Raw genomic sequence first — 19,241 nt, 5'->3', positions numbered from 1 at the left:
GCCAGCGGAACGCGTGGGCAGAAACCTGCCCACCCTACAAACCATCCAGGTCCCCGCAATTTCATGCGTAACGGTTATTGCTTGACGCACACATTCCATTGTTGTGTAATCACAATATATCGTTGAGATGGCACGGTTTCTTATGACCTTACACAACAGGATTGCGCTGTTTCGCGCCGAGCGCGGCATGTCGCGCAAGGAGCTGGCCGAAGCCGTCGGCGTCAACAACCAGACCATCGGGTATCTGGAGCGGGGCGACTACAAGCCCAGCCTGGAACTGGCGATGAAGATCGCCCGGCACTTCGGCGTCAGCGTCGAGATGCTGTTCTCTTTCCAGCGCTTCGAACCGATCGCCATGAGCCTGAAACGGGCAGGAGACGAGGAATAAACATGAAACAGAAAACGGTGCTGCAGAAGATGGATGCCCTGGTCTGGTGGTCGGGCGCCGCCGGCCAGGTGGGCCAGGACATGGCGGACGACGCCAGCGCACGGCGGCACGCCCCGAAGCGCTGGCTGCCGCTGCTGCCGATGGCCGTCGGCGCCGGCCTGGTGGGCGCCGCGCTCGCCTTCCCGCTGCCGCCGCTGGCGGTTGGCGCCGCCGCCCCGGCCATGGCGTTCGCGGCCGGCATTGCCGTCGCCGGCCCGCTCGGCAAGCGCGCCTTCGACGACGACGAGCGCGAAGCCGTGCTGCGCAAGGATGCCTTCTTCTTCTGCCTGGCCATCCTGGCCTTCGCCAACATCGTAGGCGGCCCGCTGCTGCTGTTCACGGCCGGCCTGCAGGACTGGGGCGCGGAGCGCCTGTATGGCCTCGCCTTCGCCCTGTTCCTGGGGAACATGACCTGGTTCACTAGCCTGCCCACCCTGTATGCGAGCTGGAAGCTGCCCCGACTGGCCGACCCGGAAGCCTGACGCGCCACGTCAAGCCGTCGTCGACCGGTGGCGCAGGCCGGGCGGCGGGCCCTGAAGCGCGTCAAGCTGCTGCGCCGCGACCGTCAAGGCCTTTCCTTGTCGCTTGCACCATACTGCTTGTCACCCCGATCACAGGCGTTGTCGGACGGGCCATGAAAACGCCCGATGCCACCCTGTCCACGTGGCGCGCACGCATCTGTCCGGGACGGAATCCTTTACAAAGTTGATGCCTGTAGGCATCATCGAGCGTATCCTTCCCGGGTCATTTCTCCTATTCCACAGCCTCGTTTCCTATGGCAGCAGTCCTTCCCAACACGACCACCGGCGCTTCCCTCGCGGGACTGGCGCGCGCGCTCGTGCAGGCGAACCGGCTGAGCACGAACCAGGCCGACCTGCTGCAAAAGAAAGCGGCGGCCGACAAGACCGCCTTCATCGACGCCCTGCTCGAGAGCGGCATCATCGATGCCGGCGCACTGGCCAGCTTCTGCGCCGAGACCTTCGGCTATCCGCTGCTCGACCTGTCCAGCTTTTCGCCCGAAGCGATCCCCCTGGCCGCCATCGACGCCAGGCTGATGCAGGCCCAGCGCGTGATCGCCCTGGCCAAGCGCGGCAACAAGATGTCGGTGGCCCTGTCCGACCCGACCAATAGCCAGGCCCTGGACCAGATCAAGTTCCAGAGCGAAGCCTCGGTGGAGCCAGTGATCGTGGCCCACGACGCCCTGCTCAAGCTGCTGGGCAGCCTGGCCAAGAGCGCCGAGCAGAGCCTGAACGAGCTGGCCGGCGAAGAAGACGAGATCGAGTTCGCCGAAGAAGAAGCACAGACGGCCGCGCCGCCCGACGCCAGCAACGACGTCGAGGATGCGCCGATCGTGCGCTTCTTGAACAAGATCCTGATGGACGCGGTGTCGCTGGGCGCTTCCGACATCCACTTCGAGCCCTACGAAAAGTACTACCGGATCCGCATGCGCGTGGACGGGGTGCTGCGCGACCATGCCAACCCGCCGCTGTCGATCCGCGAAAAGCTGGTCTCGCGCATCAAGGTGCTGGCCAAGCTCGACATCTCGGAAAAGCGCGTGCCGCAGGACGGCCGCATGCGCCTGATCCTGGGCCCGACCCGCACCATCGACCTGCGCGTCTCGACCCTGCCCACGCTGTTCGGCGAAAAGACGGTCATGCGTATCCTGGACGCGACCCAGGCCCAGATGGGCATCGACGCGCTCGGCTACGATCCGGACCAGAAGGCCCTGCTGCTGGACGCGATCACGCGCCCCTACGGCATGGTGCTGGTCACTGGCCCGACCGGTTCCGGCAAGACGGTGTCGCTGTACACCTGCCTGAATCTGCTGAACAAGCCCGGGATCAACATCTCGACCGCGGAAGACCCGGCCGAGATCAACCTGCCCGGCGTGAACCAGGTCAACGTCAACGACAAGGCCGGCCTCACCTTCCCGGTGGCGCTGAAGTCGTTTCTCCGCCAGGATCCGGACATCATCATGGTCGGCGAGATCCGCGACCTGGAAACGGCCGACATCGCGATCAAGGCGGCCCAGACCGGGCACATGGTGTTCTCGACCCTGCACACCAACGACGCGCCCTCGACCCTGACGCGCCTGATGAACATGGGCGTGGCGCCCTTCAACATCGCGTCCTCGGTGATCCTGATCACGGCCCAGCGCCTGGCGCGCCGCCTGTGCGCCTGCAAGCAGCCGCTCGAGACGGGGCGCGAGGTGCTGCTGGCGGCCGGCTACCGCGAATCCGACCTGGACGGCGACTGGAAACCCTACGGCCCGGTCGGCTGCGACCGCTGCCTCGGCTCCGGCTACAAGGGCCGGGTCGGCATCTACCAGATCATGCCGATCTCGCCCGCGATCGAAGCCCTGATTCTGGCCAGCGGCAACTCGATGCAGATCGCGGCCCAGGCCGAGAAGGAAGGCGTGAACTCGCTGCGCCGCTCTGGCCTGATGAAGGTGAAACAAGGCCTCACGAGCCTCGAAGAAGTGCTCGGCTGCACCAATGAATAGGAAACTCTGACGACATGGCTAGCCTCCTCCCCACCAAGAGCCGCGGCGGCGCCCCGGTCAAGGAAAAGGTCTATGCCTGGGAAGGCAAGGACCGTTCCGGCAAGACCGTGCGCGGCGAGTTGCGCGCGGGCGGCGAGGCGATCGTCAACGTCACCCTGCGCCGCCAGGGCATCCTGGTCACCAAGGTCAAGAAAAAGGCCTACCGCAGCGGCAAGAAGATCACCGACAAGGATTTGAGCCTGTTCACGCGCCAGCTGGCCACCATGATGAAGGCCGGCGTACCGCTGCTGCAGGCCTTCGACATCGTCGGCAAGGGCCACGGCAATCCCTCGATGGGCAAGCTGATCATGGACCTGCGCAACGACGTCGAGACCGGCACCAGCCTGAACAATGCCTTCCGCAAGTATCCGCTCTATTTTGACCCGCTGTTCTGCAACCTGGTGGGCGCGGGCGAGCAGGCCGGCATCCTGGAAGACCTGTTGACGCGCCTGGCGATCTACAAGGAAAAGACGCTCGCCATCAAGGCCAAGATCAAGTCGGCCCTGACCTACCCGATCGCGATCATCGCGATCGCCTTCGTGGTCACGGCCGTGATCATGATCTGGGTGGTGCCGGCCTTCAAGGAAGTGTTCAAGAGCTTCGGTGCCGACCTGCCGGCGCCGACCCTGGTCGTGATGGGGATCTCGGAATTCGTCGTGGCCTGGTGGCACGTGATCTTCGGTTCCATCTTCGCCGGCCTGTACTTCTTTTTCCAGGCCTGGCGCCGCTCGCGCAAGGTGCAGCAGGCCATGGACCGCATCCTGCTGCGCCTGCCGATCTTCGGCGCCGTGATCCGCAAGGCGACCATCGCGCGCTGGACCCGTACCCTGTCGACCATGTTCGCGGCCGGCGTGCCGCTGGTCGAGGCGCTCGACTCGGTGGGCGGCGCTTCCGGCAACGACGTCTACCTGGAAGCGACGCGCAAGATCCAGAACGAAGTCAGCACCGGTACCAGCCTGACGCTGTCGATGCAGAACGCCAACGTGTTCCCGAACATGGTGATCCAGATGGTGCAGATCGGCGAGGAATCCGGCTCGCTCGACGCCATGCTGGGCAAGGTGGCAGATTTCTTCGAAGAGGAAGTCGACGAGGCGGTGGCCTCGCTGTCCTCGCTGATGGAGCCGCTCATCATGGCGGTGCTGGGCGTGCTGATTGGCGGCCTGGTGATTGCGATGTACCTGCCGATCTTCAAGCTGGGTTCGGTGGTGTAAGGGCCGCGGCCCCGCATGCTTGCAGGGCCGCGATCCGGTCTTCAGGATGTCTCCAGGCAGCGCCCGCCTGCGTCCGTGCCGGCAGCTGCGGGCGCCGCATCAATGCCTTTCGTCCGGGCCGGCACTGTCGACGCGGCGGATCGATACCTTGGCGATGCGCCGGTCTTCGACCACCAGGATCTCGTAGCGCAAGCCATCGACTTCGACGAACTGCCCCGCTTCCGGCAGCGTCTCGAAGCGCGCCAGCAGGAAGCCCGCCAGCGACGTGTAGTCATCGTCCTCGCTGACCAGTCCCGTGGTGTCCAGCACCTGCTCGAGCTGGTGCAGGTCGGCCGCGCCATCGACTTCCCACAGTCCAGGTCCCTTCGGCTGGACGGCGAGTTGCTCGTCCTCGTCCGGGAACTCGCCGGCAATCGCCTCGAGCAGGTCGACCGGCGTCAGCAGGCCCTGGATACTGCCGAATTCATCCGCCACCAGGACCAGCTGTCCGTGCGAGCGCTTGAGCGTTTCCATGGCCTTGAGCACGCCGGCGGTATCCGGCAGGACGATGGGCTTGCGCAAGGACCCGTTGTCGGCGGAATCGTCGACACGCTGGAGCAGGAGCAGGTTGCTGATCAGGTCCTTGGTGCGCGCGATACCGATGATGTTGTCGACATCGCCCCGGCACACCGGCATCAGGCTGTGCGGCGTTTCCTGCAGCTGCGCGAGGATATCGTCGGCGCTGTCCTCGAGATCGACCCAGGACATTGCCGAGCGTGGCGTCATGATCGAACGGATCGACCGGTCGGCCAGCGTCAGCACGCCACTGACCATGTTGCGCTCCTCGAGCGCGAACGCGCCTTCGTCCATGGCCTGGGGCGCTTGCGCATCGGATGCGGTCTCGCCGGCGTTCCGGCTGCCCAGCAGGCGCAGCACGGCTTCCGCGGTCCGGTCGCGGAAGGGCATGCGGGCCTCGCTCTTGAGCAAGTTGCGGCGTGCAAACTGGTTCAGGGTTTCGATGAGGATCGAGAAGCCGATCGCCGCGTACAGGTAGCCCTTGGGAATGTGGAAGCCCAGGCCTTCGGCCACCAGGCTCAGGCCGATCATCAGCAGGAAACTCAGGCACAGCACCACGACGGTCGGATGCGCATTCACGAAGCTGGTCAGCGGCTTGGACGCCAGGATCATCACGCCGATCGAAATGATCACGGCCGCCATCATCACGCCGAGCTGGTCGACCATGCCCACCGCCGTGATGACCGCATCGAGCGAGAACACGGCGTCCAGTACCACGATCTGGGCCACGACGGCGGAAAAGCCGGCATAGGCCTTCGACTCGGAGTGCTTGTGCACGACGCCTTCCAGCCGCTCATGCAGCTCGACGGTCGCCTTGAAAAGCAGGAATACGCCGCCGCCCAGGAGGATCAGCCCGCGCCCGGAAAAGCTGATCGGTCCCACCGAGAACAAGGGCGTGGTGAGTGTCACCAGCCACGACACGATGGTGAGCAGACCGAGCCGCATGACCATCGCCAGGGACAGTCCGATCAGGCGCGCCTTGTCGCGCTGATGGGGCGGCAGCTTGTCGGCCAGGATGGCGATGAAGATCAGGTTGTCGATGCCCAGAACGATTTCCAGGATCACCAGTGTCAGCAAGCCCACCCATATCGTGGGGTCAAATAGCCATTCCATGGCATTTCCTTCTTGATGTAGTAACGATGATTGTTTGTCCGTGGCCGTGCGTGCTTGTACACCGGCGCGGCGTCCAGGCACAGGAACCCAGCAGGAAAACTGCCTGATCCAGGCTCGGCCCGGAGCGCGTGACGATGGCTTTGCGCCGCCAGCGCAACGCCGGATGAGCGCTCAGCGCACCCGGGGCGGCTCTTTTGACGGGAATGGGGGATGGCTGCGCCACGCTGCGCGGTGCGCCGAGGGCGCCCTGCCAGGGACCAGCGCAAGTTGCAGTCCTGCCTCTCCATGCACGACATCATGGAAGTCGAGCCCGGCAGGCGCCTCATCGGGATCGTCGTCGAATGCGCTGCCGTGACGGGAATCGTCGGCCACCGCGCATGATGGTTCGGATGGTTCGAAGTGTTCGCTCGCACCAGCCTGCTGCAGCGACGATGCAGGCATGGACAAGGCAAGGACATTCAGGGGAAACAGCAGAATCAGGAAGATGACGAGTACTCGTCTCATAAGGATGTCGTGGAACGGGACCTGGCCAGTATAGCATGCGGCTTTCCGGCTGCCGCCTCCGGCGGACAGCCTCAGTCGCCGCGCGCGAACACCCGCCCCGCCCCTTCGAGGATGCGGCGCACCGCCGGGTGGCGTTCGCGCCGCTCCACCGACACCGCATAGAAATGCTCGACGATGCTGTCGATGACGCCCACCGGTTCCAGGCCATTCTCGGCCTGGACGATGTCGGACAGCGCGCTCGGCGCCACCATGAAGCCGGTGCCGGCACAGGCGAAGGACTTGAGCAGCGCGCCATCGTCGAATTCGCCGACCGTGATCGGGCGCAGGTCATGGCGTTCGAACCAGCTCATCAACTGGGTGTGGACCGCCGCCTCCTGGCCAGGCAGCAGGAAAGGCGCGTTCCTCAGGCGCTGCGGGAAGGCGCCCGGCCAGGCCTGGCACAGCGTGGGGTGGCCGAACACGGTCAGGGTGCTCGATCCCAGCAGCTGGGTGTAGCCGCGCACCGCGCCGCCGGTCGCCAGCCCCTGGTCGGCGATCACCAGGTCGAGCTTGTGGGCGGTCAGGTCGAGCACCAGGTCCTCGAAGCGGCCCTCGCGGCAGATCAGGCGCATCGCGAGGCCCGCTTCGCGCGCCGGCTGCAGCAGGCGGAAGGCGAGCGTCTTGGCGATCACGTCGCAGATCCCGACCCGCAGCGTTTCCTCGCCGGTGAACACGCCGCGCCGCACGGCCTGCTCCAGTTCGTTGCCCAGGTCAAAGATCTGCTCGGCATAGCGCAGCACCGTCTTGCCAGCCTCCGTCAGTTCCAGGCCTCGCCCCTTCTTCTGGAACAGCGCTTCGCCCAGCTGCTCCTCGAGTACCTGCAGTTGCATGCTGATCGCCTGGGCCGTCACGTGCAGCTGCTCGGCGGCGCGCGCCACGCTGCCATGCGTGGCGACCGCATGAAAATAATGCAGGTGTTTGTAGTTGAGCATAAATACTTAAATTTAATTTACGTATTTAGAAAGATTAATCGATTTTACTTTGGTTTTTCCGGCTCTTATAGTGATCTCACATTCTTTTTACGAGGTCAGCATGCACGCTTATATTCCCAACAGTCCCGAAGCAGTCAGCCGTATCCTGGCGCTGAGCATGATCGTCGACGGCCATGTCAGCCCGTCCGAACTGCGCATCATGCACGGGGCACCCTTCCTGGAACAGTTCAAGGTGGACGACGATGTATTCGACCGCACCCTGCGCGAACTGTGCGAAGACCTGCTCGATGCGGCCGCCAACCGGCGCGCCGGCGTGGTCGAGATCGACCCGGCATTGCTGGACGCGCTGATGCTCGACATCCGCGATCCGCTCCTGCAGATCTGCTTGTGGAAGACCATGGTCGATATCGTTCATGCCGACGGCCACCTGGACGAGCGCGAGACGACGCTGGTGCGGCGCGCGGCGCGTGCCTGGTTCGGCCAGGCCCACGCCAGCGACGCCTTCAGCACGGCGGCGCTCGCTTCCTGACCCTGTCGCGGCCTGCACTGATCTCGCATGCATCCCTGTAACGGCGCCTGGCGGCGCCCTGTTGACTGGAGACCCACATGGACCTGCTGAACGCACTCTGGCTTGGCACACCGGCCTGGACCTGGCTGGTGTTCCTGTCGATCGTCGTGATCTTGCTCGCCTTCGATCTCGGCGTCCTCAACAAGAAAGACCACGTCATCGGGGTCAAGGAGAGCCTCAAGCTCTCAAGCCTCTACCTGGCGGCAGGGCTGCTGTTCGGCCTGTGGGTCTGGCATGAACTCGGCAGCGAGAAAGGCCTGCATTTCTATACCGGCTTCCTGATCGAGAAGAGCCTGTCGCTCGATAACATCTTCGTGATCTCGCTGATCTTCGCGACCCTGGCCATCCCGCCGCTGTACCAGCACCGGGTGCTATTCTGGGGCATCGTGGGGGTGATCGTGACCCGCGGCATCATGATCGGCGCCGGCTCGGCCCTGGTGCAGAGCTATTACTGGACGCTGTACCTGTTCGGCGCCTTCCTGGTCATCACCGGTATCCGCATGTTCTTCGTCTCGACCGACAGCGACGACATCCGCGAGAGCAAGCTGCTGTCCTGGCTGAAGCGCCACTTGCGTGTCACGCCTGAACTGCACGGCAACCATTTCCTCGTGCGCCAGCCCAACCCGGCGGGCGGCAAGCCGCTGCTGTGGGCGACCCCGCTGTTCCTGGCGCTGTGCATGGTCGAGCTGACCGACGTGGTGTTCGCGGTCGACAGCGTGCCGGCCATCTTCGCGATCACGAGCGACCCCTTCATCGTGTACACCTCGAACATCTTCGCGGTGCTGGGCCTGCGCGCCCTGTACTTCGCGCTGGCGGCGATGGTGGAACGCTTCCACTACCTGAAGTACTCGCTGGCCGCGGTGCTGGTCTTCATCGGCTCGAAGATCTTCCTGGGCGACTTCGTGTTTGGCGGCAAGGTGCCGGCGGAACTGTCGCTGGCGGTCACTGGCGTGCTGATCGGCGCCGGCATCCTGTACTCGCTGTGGCGCACCCGCGCCGCGCCGCCGGTGGCGAACAAGGGCTAAGGGCGACGCTGCGGCGGCGCGGGAGCGGCTCAGCGCGCCGCCTGCAGCCGGCGCGCCGTCCGCGACTTCAGGGCGTGCCACAGGTAGGCCGCCATGGCCAGCGGACGGCGCTGGTCTATCCCACGCCCTGCCATGCGCTGCGGCAGGAAAAAGCGTCCGAACACCGACAGCCCGCTCCGGCGCAGGGTCTGGAAGCAGCCGCCGGCATAGACCTTGTCGAAGCCATCGTCCGTGCGCAGCAGCTGCAACAGGGTGCCGGAAAACAGCGCCACGTGCGCAGTCGATGCGCTCCCTCCTCCCGCCGGCCGCAGCCGGAATCCATGGCGGTAGGACAGCGCCACGTTCTGGCGCAGGTCCGGCAGGTAGACCAGGAGCGGACGCAGCAGCCCGGCCGTCTCGAGCAGCCATGGCAGCGCATGCAGCGCCGCGCCAGCGCGCTCGCGGTAGCGCGCAAAGGCCGCCTTCAGTTCGCCCGGCGAGGCCCGTGGCGGACGCGGCAGGGGTGGTGGACGGGCCTGCCAGCAGGCGCTCCAGTGGTCCAGCGCCAGCGCATGGGCGCAAGCCAGCCGGGCGGGCGTATCGCGCTGCAGGTCGACCGTCACGCCAGGCATGAGGAAGCGTAGTACGCCGCGCAGCGCTTCCAGCCGAGGAAGTTCGAGCAGTTCGGCAGGCGCCAGGCGGCCCCCACGCAGCCAGGCGTTGTCGGCCCGTGCGGGACGCGCGAACGAGGCGATCGGCACGACCAGCTGGGGGCGGAAACATTCGGCCTGGGCCGCCAGGCGCTCGGCCGCGGCGCCGGCGGCCGCCTCGCGCAGCGCGGAGTGTTCCGAGTTGCCGCACCAGCCCAGGCCGCCAAATCCGCTGAGCAGCAGGTCGATGCGCGGCGCCGCCTGCCGGATGCGCGCCGCCGCGGCCTGGCAGGCGGCGGCCGTCGGCAAGGCGCGCTCGCCCAGGTTCAGGATGTGGCGCCCGCCGCAGCTGATCAGGCAGGCACTGTCGCCGTCGCCGCTGGCCAGCGCGGTCAGGCGCAGGTCGCCGGCCAGCGCCACCGTGGCGCCGTCGGGGCATTCCGCCAGCGGCAGCCGGTGGCGCCGCAGTTCCTCGCCGATGCGCAGGTCGCGCCCCGGACGGTAGAGGAAGGTGGCGATGCCGCGAAATTGCGTATGGAACAGGCGCATGAAGGCAGACGAAAAACGGTCCGGCGTGGCGCGCGAACACCAGATATAGACCGGCACCCCGGCGCCGTTCAGGAGCTCGACCAGGGCCGCGTTGCTGCTCGACTCGTCGACCAGGCGCCAGGCGCCGTCCAGGATCGTTCCTTCGAGCCAGGGGTCGGCCACCAGCACGGCGCCGTCGGTGCGGAGCATGAAGCAGGCATGGTTCAGGAAAGTAAAACTGGCGCGGGGCATCGCTGTTCACCGGGTCATCGACCGACCCAGCGTAGCCGCGCGCCGCGCTGTGCGCATGATCAGCCACAATCGGGCGCCATGGCGGCGCAGGACAGCAACAGGCAGGCGCCCAGGCTTCGCCAAATCGCAGGAAAGCTCTACAATAGGTTGATACGAAGAATTATTTTCGCTTCACCGTCAACCACCGGACCCCGCCCCCATGCCCCTGGACTCCTTCCTGTTCGCCCCGCCCGCCACGCTGGCCGCCACCCTGGTGGCCGCCCTGTTCGGGCTGCTCGTCGGCAGCTTCCTGAACGTGGTCATCCACCGCATCCCGAAGATGATGCAGCGCGAATCGGACAACTACGTGGCCCAGGAAAGCGGCAGGGAGCCGCCGCATACCGACCGCTACAACCTGATGGTGCCGCGCTCGCGCTGCCCGCACTGCGGGCACGGGATCACGGCCATGGAAAACATCCCGGTCATCAGCTGGCTGGCGCTGCGCGGCAAGTGCCGCAGTTGCAAGGCGCCGATCTCGGCACGCTACCCGGCCGTCGAACTGCTGACCGGTTTCCTGGCGGGCGTGCTGGTCTGGACCTTCGGCAGCGGCCTGGCCGGCCTGGCGGCGCTGCTGTTCCTGTTCCTGCTGGTGGCGATGACCTTCATCGACATCGATACCCAACTGCTGCCCGACGACCTGACCTATCCGCTGCTGTGGGCCGGCCTCCTGGTGAACCTGGACGCCACCTTCGTGCCGCTGGCCGACGCCGTGATCGGCGCCGCCGCCGGCTACCTGGTACTGTGGGCCGTGTACTGGCTATTCAAGCTGGCCACCGGCAAGGAAGGCATGGGCTATGGCGACTTCAAGCTGCTGGCGGCCCTCGGCGCCTGGCTCGGCTGGCAGATGCTGCCGGCCATCATCCTGCTGTCCTCGGTGGTGGGGGCACTGGTCGGCATCGGCCTGATCGTCGTCGCCAAGCGCGGCCGCGACAAGCCGATTCCCTTTGGCCCCTACCTGGCGGCGGCCGGCCTGATCGCCATGCTCTACGGCAGCACCATCAGCGCCGGCTTGCAGTCCGTCCTGGCCGGCTGACATGGACGCCCCCCGCCCGCCCGCGTTCAGCGTCGGCCTGACCGGCGGCATCGGCTGCGGCAAGACCACCGTGGCCAATATGTTCGCCGCGCTCGGCGCCGCCGTCATCGACACCGACGAGATCGCGCATGCGCTGACCGCCCCGCAGGGCGCCGCCATGCCGGCCCTGCTGGCCGAGTTCGGGCCGGACTTCGCCACCCCGGAAGGCGCGCTGGACCGGGCGAAGATGCGCGCCCTGGTGTTCGCCGATGCCGGCGCGCGCGCCAGGCTGGAAGCCATCCTGCATCCGCGCATCCGCGCGGCCACCGCGGCCGCCGCGGCCATCGCCACCGGCGACTATGTGATCTTCGTGGTGCCGCTCTTGATCGAATCGGGCAGCTGGCGCGAGCGCGTCACGCGGGTGCTGGCGATCGACTGCCCGGAACAGGTGCAGGTGGCGCGCGTGATGGCCAGGAACGGGCTGTCCGAGGACCAGGTACGCGCCATCATGGCGGCCCAGGTCACGCGCGCGCAGCGGCGCGCGGCGGCCGACGACATCATCCTGAACGACGACGGCCTGGAGACGCTGCGGCCCCAGGTCGAGGCGCTGCATGCGCTATACCTGTCCCACAGCAAAGTGATGTGAGACGTCCTTGACTGCGTTAATGTGACATTTGTAATTTTGCGCAGCATGGTTCAGAATCACGGAGTTGCTCGCCAGCCCTACATTCAGAGGAATGTCATTTTGATCGTCTACGAATATCCTTTCAACGAGCGGATTCGCACGTTGTTGCGGCTGGAAGACCTGTACGAGAAGTTCAAGTTTTTTGTACAACAAGAGCATCCGATGCAGCACCACGTGGCCCTTGCCACGATCTTCGACATGCTGGAAGTGGCCGGCCGCGCCGATTTGAAGTCGGACCTGCTGCAGGAACTCGAACGCCAGAAGCAGAGCCTGCTGTCCTGGCGCAGCAATCCGAACGTGGCCGCCGAGACGCTCGACGCGGTGCTGGCCGAGCTGGACGCGGTGAGCGGCGCCCTGGTCGCCTCGCAGGGCAAGACCGGGCAGAACGTGCGCGAGAATGAATGGCTGATGAGCATCCGCGGCCGCACCATCATTCCCGGCGGCGCCTGCGAATTCGACCTGCCCTCCTATTACGCCTGGCAGCACCGCCCGGCCGCGCAGCGCCAGGCCGACGTGATGGGCTGGTTCGCCCCGCTGGCCCCGCTGTTCGAGGCGCTGGCGCTGGTGCTGCGCCTGCTGCGCGATTCGGGCGGCCCGGTCAAGATGATCGCCTCCGGGGGCAGCTACCAGCAGATGTTGCAGGGTAAGGTGTACCAGATGCTGCGCCTGTCGATCGACGGCGCGCTCGATGCGATCCCCGAGATTTCGGCCAACAAGTATATGCTGTGGGTACGCTTCACTACGCAGGGCGGCGACTGCAAGCCCAAGGCGCTGGAAGAAGACGTGCCCTTCAACCTGACCCTCTGTAATTTTTGACTGGTTTTAAGATGACTGTCGTCGCCTGCCCGACCTGCGGCAAGAAGGTCGAATGGACCCCGGCCAACGCCTACCGCCCGTTCTGCTCCGAGCGCTGCAAGCAGATCGACCTGGGCGCCTGGGCCGACGAGAAATACACGATCCCCGGCGCCCCCCAGGGCCAGCCGCAGGGCGAGAAGCCGTCCGACGAATAGGCGCATGCGCGGCCCGGTCTCCGTCGTGTCGCGCCTGGCGCTGTGGGCGATCCGCCTGTACCAGCGCCACCTCTCTCCCATCAAGGGCTATTCCTGCGCGCTGCGGGCAGCGACCGGCGCCGACAGCTGCTCGGCCTACGGCTACCGCGTCATCGCGCGCCACGGCCTGCTGCGCGGACTGTCCCTGCTGCGGCGCCGGCTGCGGCGCTGTGCCACGGCATGGCGCACAGCGGCCGCGCCGCGCAACCCGCTCCTGCATCACCAGCGCGGCGACTGCGACATGCTGCCCTGTGATGCTTGCAACGGCTGCGACCTGCCGTCCCCGCGCACGCTGGGACGCTGCCTGGGCAGCGGCAGCGGCGACTGCGCCTGCGGCCTGGCCGACCTGGTGGCCGGCCTGTTCGATTGCGGGAAGGAAGAGCGGCGCCGGCGCCGCCAGGAGCGGAGTCGGGAGCCGCGTCAGGCGCGCGGATAGCGTACCAGGTCGAGCCACTCCAGCAGCGGGATGGTGGCCGGCAGCAGCGGACTGACGCTATAGCCGCCCTGCCAGGCAAAGGCCTGTCCTTCCAGGCTTTGCGGTTCCCCTTCCCACTCCCGGCAGATGTAGAAATACAGGCGCACGTGGGCGTGCTCGTACACGTGCTCGACGCAGCACCAGGCTGCGCCGCTGAGCACCTTGATCCCCAGTTCCTCGACGAACTCGCGCTGCAGCGCTTGGAAGATGTCTTCGCCCGGTTCGACCTTCCCGCCCGGGAATTCCCAGTAGCCGGCATACGGCTTGCCGTCCGGACGCTGGCCCAGCAGCACGTCGCCGTTCGGGCGCATCAGGATACCGACCGCCACGTCGACCGGTTTCGCTGTCGATTCACGCATTGCTTGCCCCATCCGGCAGCCTGCCGGCATGGTCCTTCGCAAACTGCCAGGCCACCCGCCCCGAGCGCGAGCCGCGCTGCAGGGCCCATTGCAGGGCTTCGGTGCACGCCGCATCGATCTGCTGCGGCGTGCAGCCGAAGCCGGCCAGCCAGTGCGCCACGATGTCCAGGTAGTCATCCTGCTTGAAGGGATAGAAGGACAGCCACAGCCCGAAGCGCTCGGACAGGGAAATGCGCTCCTCCACCGTCTCGCCCGGATGCAGGTCGCCATCCTCGCCGTGCGTGTAGCCGGCGTTATCCGACATCTTCTCGGGCATCAGGTGGCGCCGGTTCGAGGTCGCGTAGATCAGCACATTGTCCGATGGCGCCGCGATGCTGCCGTCCAGCGCCACCTTGAGCGCCTTGTAGCCCGCCTCGCCCTCTTCGAAGGACAGGTCGTCGCAGAAGATCACGAAGCGCTCCGGCCTGCCGGCCACCAGGTCGACGATGTCGGGCAGGTCGGCCAGGTCGGCCTTGTCGACCTCGATCAGGCGCAGGCCCTGGGCGGCGAAGCCGTTCAGGCAGGCCTTGATCAGGGAGGACTTGCCGGTGCCGCGCGCGCCGGTCAGCAGCACGTTGTTGGCCGGGCGGCGCAGCACGAACTGCCTGGTATTCTGCTCGATCGCGCGTTTCTGGGCGTCGACGTGCTGCAAATCCTCGAGCCGGATGGTCGAGGCATGCAGCACCGGCGCCAGGTAGTTGCCGGCGCCGGTGCCGCCCGGGCGCCTGCGCCAGCGGAAGGCGAAGCCGCGCTTCCAGTCCGGCTCGCGCGGCACGCCAGCGGGCAGCAGCGCCTCCACCCGCGCCAGCAGGGTTTCGGCGCGGCGCAAGAACTGTTCCAGGGAGCTCATCGGGCCTGGACCGCCAATCAGGAGCGGTAGTCCGCGTTGATCGAGACGTAGTCGTGCGACAGGTCGCAGGTCCAGACGGTGGCGCTGGCTTCGCCGCGGCCCAGCGTGGCGCGCACGGTGATCTCGGCCTGCTTCATCACGCGCTGGCCGTCCTCTTCGCGGTAGTCCGGGTTGCGCCCGCCCGCCTTGGCCACCCACACGTCGTCCAGGTAGAGGTCGAGTTTGCTGGTGTCGAGGTCGTCGACGCCGGCATAGCCGATCGCGGCCAGGATGCGGCCCAGGTTCGGGTCCGAGGCGAAGAAGGCGGTTTTAACCAGCGGCGAGTGCGCGATCGCATAGGCGATTCTCCGGCACTCTTCCACGTTCCTGCCCTGCTCGATCGTGATGGTCATGAACTTGGTCGCGCCTTCGCCGTCACGGATGATCTGCTGCGCCAGGTTGCGCGAGATATCGGTCACGGCTTCCTTCAGCGCCTCGTATTCGGCACCGGTGGCGGCATCGACCGCCAGGCTGCCGGCGCCGGTAGCCACGACGATGAAGGAGTCGTTGGTCGAGGTGTCGCCGTCGATCGTGATGCTGTTGAAGGAGTGGTCGGCCGCGTGCTTCACCAGCTCGTCCAGCACCGGCTGCGCCACCTTCGCGTCGATCGCGAGGTAGCCCAGCATGGTGGCCATGTTCGGCTTGATCATGCCGGCGCCCTTGCTGATGCCGGTCATGGTGACGCTGTGGCCGCCGATCGTGACGGTGCGGGACGCCGCCTTCGGCTGGGTGTCGGTGGTCATGATCGCCTCGGCGGCGTTGAACCAGTTATCCAGCTTCAGGTTCGCCACCGCGGCAGGCAGGCCGGCGATGATCTTTTCGATCGGCAGCTGTTCCAGGATCACGCCGGTGGAAAACGGCAGCACCTGCTGCGCGTCCAGGCCGAGCAGCCTGGCCACCTCGGCGCAGGTGGCCTGCGCATTGGCCAGGCCCTGCTCGCCCGTGGCGGCGTTGGCGTTGCCGGTGTTGACCACCAGCGCGCGGACCGGCTTGCCGCCATTGGCCATCGCCGCCAGGTTGGCCTTGCTCACCTGGACTGGCGCGGCGCAGAAGCGGTTGGTGGTAAACACGCCGGACACGGTCGCGCCTTCGGCCAGCTTCATGACCAGCAGGTCCTTGCGGTTGGGCTTCTTGATGCCGGCTTCGGCAAAGCCGATCTCGATGCCCTTGACGGGTTTCAGGTCGGCTGCGACTGGCAGGGGGGAATTGACGGCCATGGTAATCTCGCTGGAAAAATTGTCGAATGCATGATTGTACCGTCAGCGCCATGCGGATGCGGCGGCGCTTCAGCGCGGAATCGACAGCGCCAGCGTTTCCTTCAACTCTTCCATCACCACGTAGCTCTTCGACTGCCCGGCGTCGGCCACGTGCAGGATCTCGCCCAGCAGGCGCCGGTATTCCGACATTTCCGGGATGCGCGCCTTGATCAGGTAGTCGAAGTCGCCCGACACGAGATGGCATTCCATCACTTCGGGAATGCCGAGCATGGCGCGCCGGAAGCGGTCGAAGGCCTTCTCGGACTTCTGGTGCAGCGTGATCTCGACGAACACCAGGATCTGCAGGCCCATCGCCTGCGGGCTCACGCGCGCATGGTAGCCAGTGATCACGCCATCGCGCTCCATCCGCCGCACCCGCTCGATGCAGGGCGTGAGCGACAGGCCCACCTGTTCGGCCAGTTCCTTCATGGCGATCCGGGCGTCGTCCTGCAGCACCGCCAGGATGTGGAGGTCGATCTTGTCGAGGATGCGGTTGGAAGTCTTTTGGACGCGCATGAACTTTCACTGAAAACCTGTGTAATAACAGAAACCATTATTCCATCATGGGCGGTATGATGGCAATCTTTTCTAAATCTGGCTTCATTACTTTATTACAGGACCTAGGCACATCATGCGCGTTCTCGTACTGGGCAGCGGCGTGGTCGGCGTGACCACCGCTTACTATCTGGCCAAGGCAGGCCACGACGTCACTGTCATCGACCGCCAGGCTGGCCCCGCCCTGGAAACGAGTTTCGCGAATGCCGGCCAGATCTCGCCGGGCTACGCCTCGCCCTGGGCGGCGCCGGGCATTCCGCTGAAGGCTGCGAAATGGCTGTTCCAGGAACACGCGCCGCTGGCGATCCGTCCGGACGGCTCGCTGTTCCAGCTCCAGTGGATGTGGCAGATGTTCCGCAACTGCACGGCCGACCGCTACGCCGTCAACAAGGAACGCATGGTGCGCCTGGCCGAGTACAGCCGCGACTGCATCCGGGAACTGCGTCTTGATACCGGCATCGAGTACGAGGGCCGCGCCCTCGGCACGATCCAGCTGTTCCGCACCCAGCAGCAGCTGGAGGGCGCGGCCAAGGATATCGAGATCCTGCGCGAGGCCGGCGTCGACTACGAGCTGCTGCAGGGCCGCGAGCTGGGCCAGGCCGAGCCGGCGCTGGGCGAGCACGCCGGCCTGGTGGGCGGCCTGCGCCTGCCGAACGACGAAACCGGCGACTGCCAGCTGTTCACCACCCGCCTGACCGCGATGGCGCGCGACCTCGGCGTGCGTTTCGAGTTCGACACCGAGATCCGTGCGCTCGACATCGGCAACGGCCAGATCACCGGCGTGCGCACCGACAAGGGCCTGCTGACCGCCGAGCGCTACGTGCTGGCGCTGGGCAGCTATTCGCGCCTGCTGCTGAAGGAGCAGTTCGCGCTGCCCGTGTATCCGCTCAAGGGCTACTCGATCACGGTGCCGATCACCGATGCGCAGCGCGCGCCGGTGTCGACCATCCTGGACGAGACCTACAAGATCGCCGTGACCCGCTTCGAAGACCGCATCCGCGTCGGCGGCATGGCCGAGATCGCGGGCTACAGCAAGACCCTGAACCCGGCGCGCCGCGCGACGCTGGAAATGGTCGTCAACGACCTGTTCCCGGGCGCCGGCGACACCCGCCAGGCCGCCTTCTGGACCGGCCTGCGCCCGATGACGCCGGACAGCACCCCGGTGGTGGGCGCCACCCCGCTGCGCAACCTGTTCCTGAACACCGGCCATGGCACGCTGGGCTGGACCATGGCCTGCGGCTCGGCCAGCGTCATCGCCGACCTGGTGAGCGGCAGGAAGCCGGCCATCCGCGCCGACGACCTGGCCGTGTTCCGCTATGCCGGCACGCCGCGCCGCGCGCCGGCGCCGGAACTGGCCGAAGCCTGAACGTCCGCCAGCCGATGCTGCATTCGGTGGAGGCGGCCCGCGCCGGGGCCGTGCTGACGGTCGACCTGGGCGCGGTGCGCGCCAACTACCGCCAGCTGGCCGGCATGGCACGCGCGCGCTGCGCGGCCGTGATGAAGGCCGATGCCTACGGGCTCGGCATGGAACAGGTGGCGCCCGCGCTGGCGCAGGAAGGCTGCACGGTGTTCTTCACCGCGCACCTGGACGAAGGCATCCGCCTGCGTCCCCTGCTTGGGCCCGGCTGCGCCATCTACGTGCTGCATGGCCCGCCGCCGGGCACCGCCGGCGACTGCGCCGCGCATGGCCTGATCCCGGTACTGAACGACCCCGGCCAGCTGCACGAATGGCGCGCGCTGGCGCGCGCGCTCGGACGTGAACTGCAGGCGGCGATCCAGCTCGATACCGGCATGTCGCGCATGGGCATCGCTCCGGCCGACCTGGCGGCCCTGAGCGCGGACCCCGGCTGGCTGGACGGCCTGCGCCCGGTACTCGTGATGAGCCACCTGGCCTGCGCCGACGAGCCGGCGCATCCGATGAACGTGGCGCAGCGCCAGCGCTTCGACCGCCTGCGCGCCGTCCTGCCCGGCGTGCCGGCCAGCCTGGCGAATTCCTCGGGCATCTTCCTCGGCCCGGACTACCGCTACGACCTGCTGCGCCCCGGCGCCGCGCTGTACGGCATCAACCCGCAGCCGGGCAATCCGAACCCGCTGCGCCAGGCGGTGGCCCTGCATGCGCGCGTGGTGCAGGTGCGCACGGCGGGCGACGGCGACGTCGTTGGCTATGGCTGCCACCACGTGGTCGCGGGCGCGCGCCGCATCGCGACGGTGTCGATCGGCTACGCCGACGGCTGGCTGCGCTCCCTGTCCGGCCGCGGCCAGGCCCGCATCGGCGGCCAGGTGGTGCCGGTGGTCGGCCGGGTATCGATGGACAGCATGGGCCTCGACGTGACTGGCGTGCCGGACAGCCTGGTCCAGCCCGGGGCCGAAGTCGAGCTGCTCGGCCCCACGCTGACGGTGGACGACGTCGCCGCCGCCGCCGGCACCATTGCGTACGAAGTGCTGACCCGCCTGGGCAGCCGCTTCCACCGCCGCTACCGCTAGGCGCCACGCCTGGCAGAGTGGCCGGCTGTGCCGGCCGCGCGCGCTGGTGCACCTGCACGCATTTCCTCCTCCCT

20 protein-coding genes and 1 pseudogene are annotated in these 19,241 nt (G+C 66.8%); 13 read left to right on the top strand and 8 right to left on the bottom strand.

The features are described from left to right. Positions 1–142: 142 nt before the first annotated feature. The 4 genes from LCI23_RS18055 (at position 143) to LCI23_RS18040 (ending at position 4,180) form a co-directional block, all read left to right on the top strand. Complete coding sequence (locus tag LCI23_RS18055; protein WP_224947840.1) at positions 143–388, top strand: helix-turn-helix transcriptional regulator; 246 nt, start codon at positions 143–145, stop codon at positions 386–388. A 2-nt stretch (positions 389–390) separates the two neighbouring features. Next, on the top strand, positions 391–909 hold the full coding sequence (locus LCI23_RS18050; RefSeq protein ID WP_224947839.1) for a hypothetical protein: 519 nt from the start codon (positions 391–393) through the stop codon (positions 907–909). Between the two features lie 293 nt (positions 910–1,202). Continuing rightward, positions 1,203–2,930 carry a type IV-A pilus assembly ATPase PilB gene (pilB, locus tag LCI23_RS18045; RefSeq protein ID WP_224947838.1) on the top strand — a complete coding sequence of 576 codons (1,728 nt, stop codon included), beginning with the start codon at positions 1,203–1,205 and terminating at the stop codon, positions 2,928–2,930. A 14-nt stretch (positions 2,931–2,944) separates the two neighbouring features. After that, entirely contained in the window at positions 2,945–4,180 is a 1,236-nt protein-coding gene (locus tag LCI23_RS18040; RefSeq protein WP_224947837.1) for a type II secretion system F family protein, read from the top strand. A gap of 99 nt (positions 4,181–4,279) precedes the next feature. Here LCI23_RS18040 and LCI23_RS18035 read toward each other — a convergent pair whose 3' ends face one another. The 3 genes from LCI23_RS18035 to LCI23_RS18025 form a co-directional block, all read right to left on the bottom strand. Beyond that, positions 4,280–5,848, bottom strand: a complete 1,569-nt coding sequence (locus tag LCI23_RS18035) for a TerC family protein (protein ID WP_224947836.1) — start codon at positions 5,846–5,848, stop codon at positions 4,280–4,282. A 171-nt stretch (positions 5,849–6,019) separates the two neighbouring features. Next, positions 6,020–6,352, bottom strand: a complete 333-nt coding sequence (locus LCI23_RS18030) for a hypothetical protein (protein WP_224947835.1) — start codon at positions 6,350–6,352, stop codon at positions 6,020–6,022. A gap of 71 nt (positions 6,353–6,423) precedes the next feature. After that, positions 6,424–7,323 carry a LysR family transcriptional regulator gene (locus LCI23_RS18025; protein ID WP_224947834.1) on the bottom strand — a complete coding sequence of 300 codons (900 nt, stop codon included), beginning with the start codon at positions 7,321–7,323 and terminating at the stop codon, positions 6,424–6,426. 100 nt (positions 7,324–7,423) lie between these two features. Here LCI23_RS18025 and LCI23_RS18020 point away from each other — a divergent pair, with 100 nt between their 5' ends. After that, positions 7,424–7,852 (top strand): TerB family tellurite resistance protein, encoded by a 429-nt coding sequence (locus tag LCI23_RS18020; RefSeq protein WP_224947833.1) that lies wholly within the window; start codon positions 7,424–7,426, stop codon positions 7,850–7,852. 77 nt (positions 7,853–7,929) lie between these two features. Continuing rightward, complete coding sequence (locus LCI23_RS18015; RefSeq protein ID WP_224947832.1) at positions 7,930–8,916, top strand: TerC family protein; 987 nt, start codon at positions 7,930–7,932, stop codon at positions 8,914–8,916. A 29-nt stretch (positions 8,917–8,945) separates the two neighbouring features. Here LCI23_RS18015 and LCI23_RS18010 read toward each other — a convergent pair whose 3' ends face one another. After that, entirely contained in the window at positions 8,946–10,325 is a 1,380-nt protein-coding gene (locus tag LCI23_RS18010) for an MBL fold metallo-hydrolase (RefSeq protein ID WP_224947831.1), read from the bottom strand. Between the two features lie 199 nt (positions 10,326–10,524). On the opposite strand from LCI23_RS18010, the gene LCI23_RS18005 reads away from it, so the two are divergent. From LCI23_RS18005 to yidD, 5 genes and pseudogenes are all read left to right on the top strand, one after another. Continuing rightward, positions 10,525–11,397 (top strand): A24 family peptidase, encoded by an 873-nt coding sequence (locus LCI23_RS18005; RefSeq protein ID WP_224947830.1) that lies wholly within the window; start codon positions 10,525–10,527, stop codon positions 11,395–11,397. A 1-nt stretch (position 11,398) separates the two neighbouring features. Then, entirely contained in the window at positions 11,399–12,022 is a 624-nt protein-coding gene (coaE, locus tag LCI23_RS18000; RefSeq protein ID WP_224947829.1) for a dephospho-CoA kinase, read from the top strand. Between the two features lie 99 nt (positions 12,023–12,121). Continuing rightward, positions 12,122–12,877 (top strand): cell division protein ZapD, encoded by a 756-nt coding sequence (gene zapD / locus LCI23_RS17995; RefSeq protein ID WP_224947828.1) that lies wholly within the window; start codon positions 12,122–12,124, stop codon positions 12,875–12,877. A gap of 11 nt (positions 12,878–12,888) precedes the next feature. Beyond that, on the top strand, positions 12,889–13,071 hold the full coding sequence (gene yacG / locus LCI23_RS17990) for a DNA gyrase inhibitor YacG (RefSeq protein ID WP_224947827.1): 183 nt from the start codon (positions 12,889–12,891) through the stop codon (positions 13,069–13,071). Positions 13,072–13,075: 4 nt separating this feature from the next. Next, a pseudogene (yidD, locus tag LCI23_RS20715) lies at positions 13,076–13,279 on the top strand (membrane protein insertion efficiency factor YidD); the annotation flags it as partial. Between the two features lie 251 nt (positions 13,280–13,530). On the opposite strand, the gene LCI23_RS17980 reads toward yidD, so the two are convergent. The 4 genes from LCI23_RS17980 to LCI23_RS17965 all read right to left on the bottom strand — a co-directional run bounded on the left by LCI23_RS17980 (position 13,531) and on the right by LCI23_RS17965 (position 16,644). Next, entirely contained in the window at positions 13,531–13,944 is a 414-nt protein-coding gene (locus tag LCI23_RS17980) for an NUDIX domain-containing protein (protein WP_224947825.1), read from the bottom strand. Continuing rightward, positions 13,937–14,833, bottom strand: coding sequence for an ATP-binding protein (locus tag LCI23_RS17975; RefSeq protein ID WP_224947824.1), 897 nt, complete (start codon positions 14,831–14,833; stop codon positions 13,937–13,939). Before LCI23_RS17975 ends, LCI23_RS17980 begins: the two co-directional genes overlap by 8 nt. Before the next feature lie 17 nt (positions 14,834–14,850). Beyond that, positions 14,851–16,089: a bifunctional glutamate N-acetyltransferase/amino-acid acetyltransferase ArgJ gene (gene argJ, locus LCI23_RS17970; protein ID WP_224947823.1), complete on the bottom strand. Its 1,239-nt coding sequence runs from the start codon at positions 16,087–16,089 to the stop codon at positions 14,851–14,853. A gap of 69 nt (positions 16,090–16,158) precedes the next feature. Further along, the gene (locus LCI23_RS17965) at positions 16,159–16,644 is read right to left on the bottom strand and encodes a winged helix-turn-helix transcriptional regulator (RefSeq protein ID WP_224947822.1); all 486 of its coding nucleotides are present in this window, start codon (positions 16,642–16,644) and stop codon (positions 16,159–16,161) included. A 115-nt stretch (positions 16,645–16,759) separates the two neighbouring features. Here LCI23_RS17965 and LCI23_RS17960 point away from each other — a divergent pair, with 115 nt between their 5' ends. Beyond that, positions 16,760–18,049, top strand: coding sequence for a D-amino acid dehydrogenase (locus tag LCI23_RS17960; RefSeq protein WP_224947821.1), 1,290 nt, complete (start codon positions 16,760–16,762; stop codon positions 18,047–18,049). 14 nt (positions 18,050–18,063) lie between these two features. Beyond that, positions 18,064–19,167 carry an alanine racemase gene (alr, locus tag LCI23_RS17955; RefSeq protein ID WP_224947820.1) on the top strand — a complete coding sequence of 368 codons (1,104 nt, stop codon included), beginning with the start codon at positions 18,064–18,066 and terminating at the stop codon, positions 19,165–19,167. The last annotated feature ends 74 nt before the right edge of the window (positions 19,168–19,241 follow it).

It is taken from the genome of Massilia sp. MS-15 (genome assembly GCF_020176695.1).
Classification (GTDB): domain Bacteria; phylum Pseudomonadota; class Gammaproteobacteria; order Burkholderiales; family Burkholderiaceae_D; genus Telluria; species Telluria hydrophila.
The sequence above is the reverse complement of the archived record's forward strand: the minus strand, read 5'-3'. Positions and strand labels throughout refer to the sequence as shown.

Bases quoted from the DNA above. Each gene is read 5' to 3' on its own strand.
- LCI23_RS18055 (WP_224947840.1), top strand. From the start codon at position 143: ATGACCTTACACAACAGGATTGCGCTGTTTCGCGCCGAGCGCGGCATG.
- LCI23_RS18050 (WP_224947839.1), top strand. From the start codon at position 391: ATGAAACAGAAAACGGTGCTGCAGAAGATGGATGCCCTGGTCTGGTGG.
- pilB (WP_224947838.1), top strand. From the start codon at position 1,203: ATGGCAGCAGTCCTTCCCAACACGACCACCGGCGCTTCCCTCGCGGGA.
- LCI23_RS18040 (WP_224947837.1), top strand. From the start codon at position 2,945: ATGGCTAGCCTCCTCCCCACCAAGAGCCGCGGCGGCGCCCCGGTCAAG.
- LCI23_RS18035 (WP_224947836.1), bottom strand. From the start codon at position 5,848: ATGGAATGGCTATTTGACCCCACGATATGGGTGGGCTTGCTGACACTG.
- LCI23_RS18030 (WP_224947835.1), bottom strand. From the start codon at position 6,352: ATGAGACGAGTACTCGTCATCTTCCTGATTCTGCTGTTTCCCCTGAAT.
- LCI23_RS18025 (WP_224947834.1), bottom strand. From the start codon at position 7,323: ATGCTCAACTACAAACACCTGCATTATTTTCATGCGGTCGCCACGCAT.
- LCI23_RS18020 (WP_224947833.1), top strand. From the start codon at position 7,424: ATGCACGCTTATATTCCCAACAGTCCCGAAGCAGTCAGCCGTATCCTG.
- LCI23_RS18015 (WP_224947832.1), top strand. From the start codon at position 7,930: ATGGACCTGCTGAACGCACTCTGGCTTGGCACACCGGCCTGGACCTGG.
- LCI23_RS18010 (WP_224947831.1), bottom strand. From the start codon at position 10,325: ATGCCCCGCGCCAGTTTTACTTTCCTGAACCATGCCTGCTTCATGCTC.
- LCI23_RS18005 (WP_224947830.1), top strand. From the start codon at position 10,525: ATGCCCCTGGACTCCTTCCTGTTCGCCCCGCCCGCCACGCTGGCCGCC.
- coaE (WP_224947829.1), top strand. From the start codon at position 11,399: ATGGACGCCCCCCGCCCGCCCGCGTTCAGCGTCGGCCTGACCGGCGGC.
- yacG (WP_224947827.1), top strand. From the start codon at position 12,889: ATGACTGTCGTCGCCTGCCCGACCTGCGGCAAGAAGGTCGAATGGACC.
- LCI23_RS17980 (WP_224947825.1), bottom strand. From the start codon at position 13,944: ATGCGTGAATCGACAGCGAAACCGGTCGACGTGGCGGTCGGTATCCTG.
- LCI23_RS17975 (WP_224947824.1), bottom strand. From the start codon at position 14,833: ATGAGCTCCCTGGAACAGTTCTTGCGCCGCGCCGAAACCCTGCTGGCG.
- argJ (WP_224947823.1), bottom strand. From the start codon at position 16,089: ATGGCCGTCAATTCCCCCCTGCCAGTCGCAGCCGACCTGAAACCCGTC.
- LCI23_RS17965 (WP_224947822.1), bottom strand. From the start codon at position 16,644: ATGCGCGTCCAAAAGACTTCCAACCGCATCCTCGACAAGATCGACCTC.
- LCI23_RS17960 (WP_224947821.1), top strand. From the start codon at position 16,760: ATGCGCGTTCTCGTACTGGGCAGCGGCGTGGTCGGCGTGACCACCGCT.
- alr (WP_224947820.1), top strand. From the start codon at position 18,064: ATGCTGCATTCGGTGGAGGCGGCCCGCGCCGGGGCCGTGCTGACGGTC.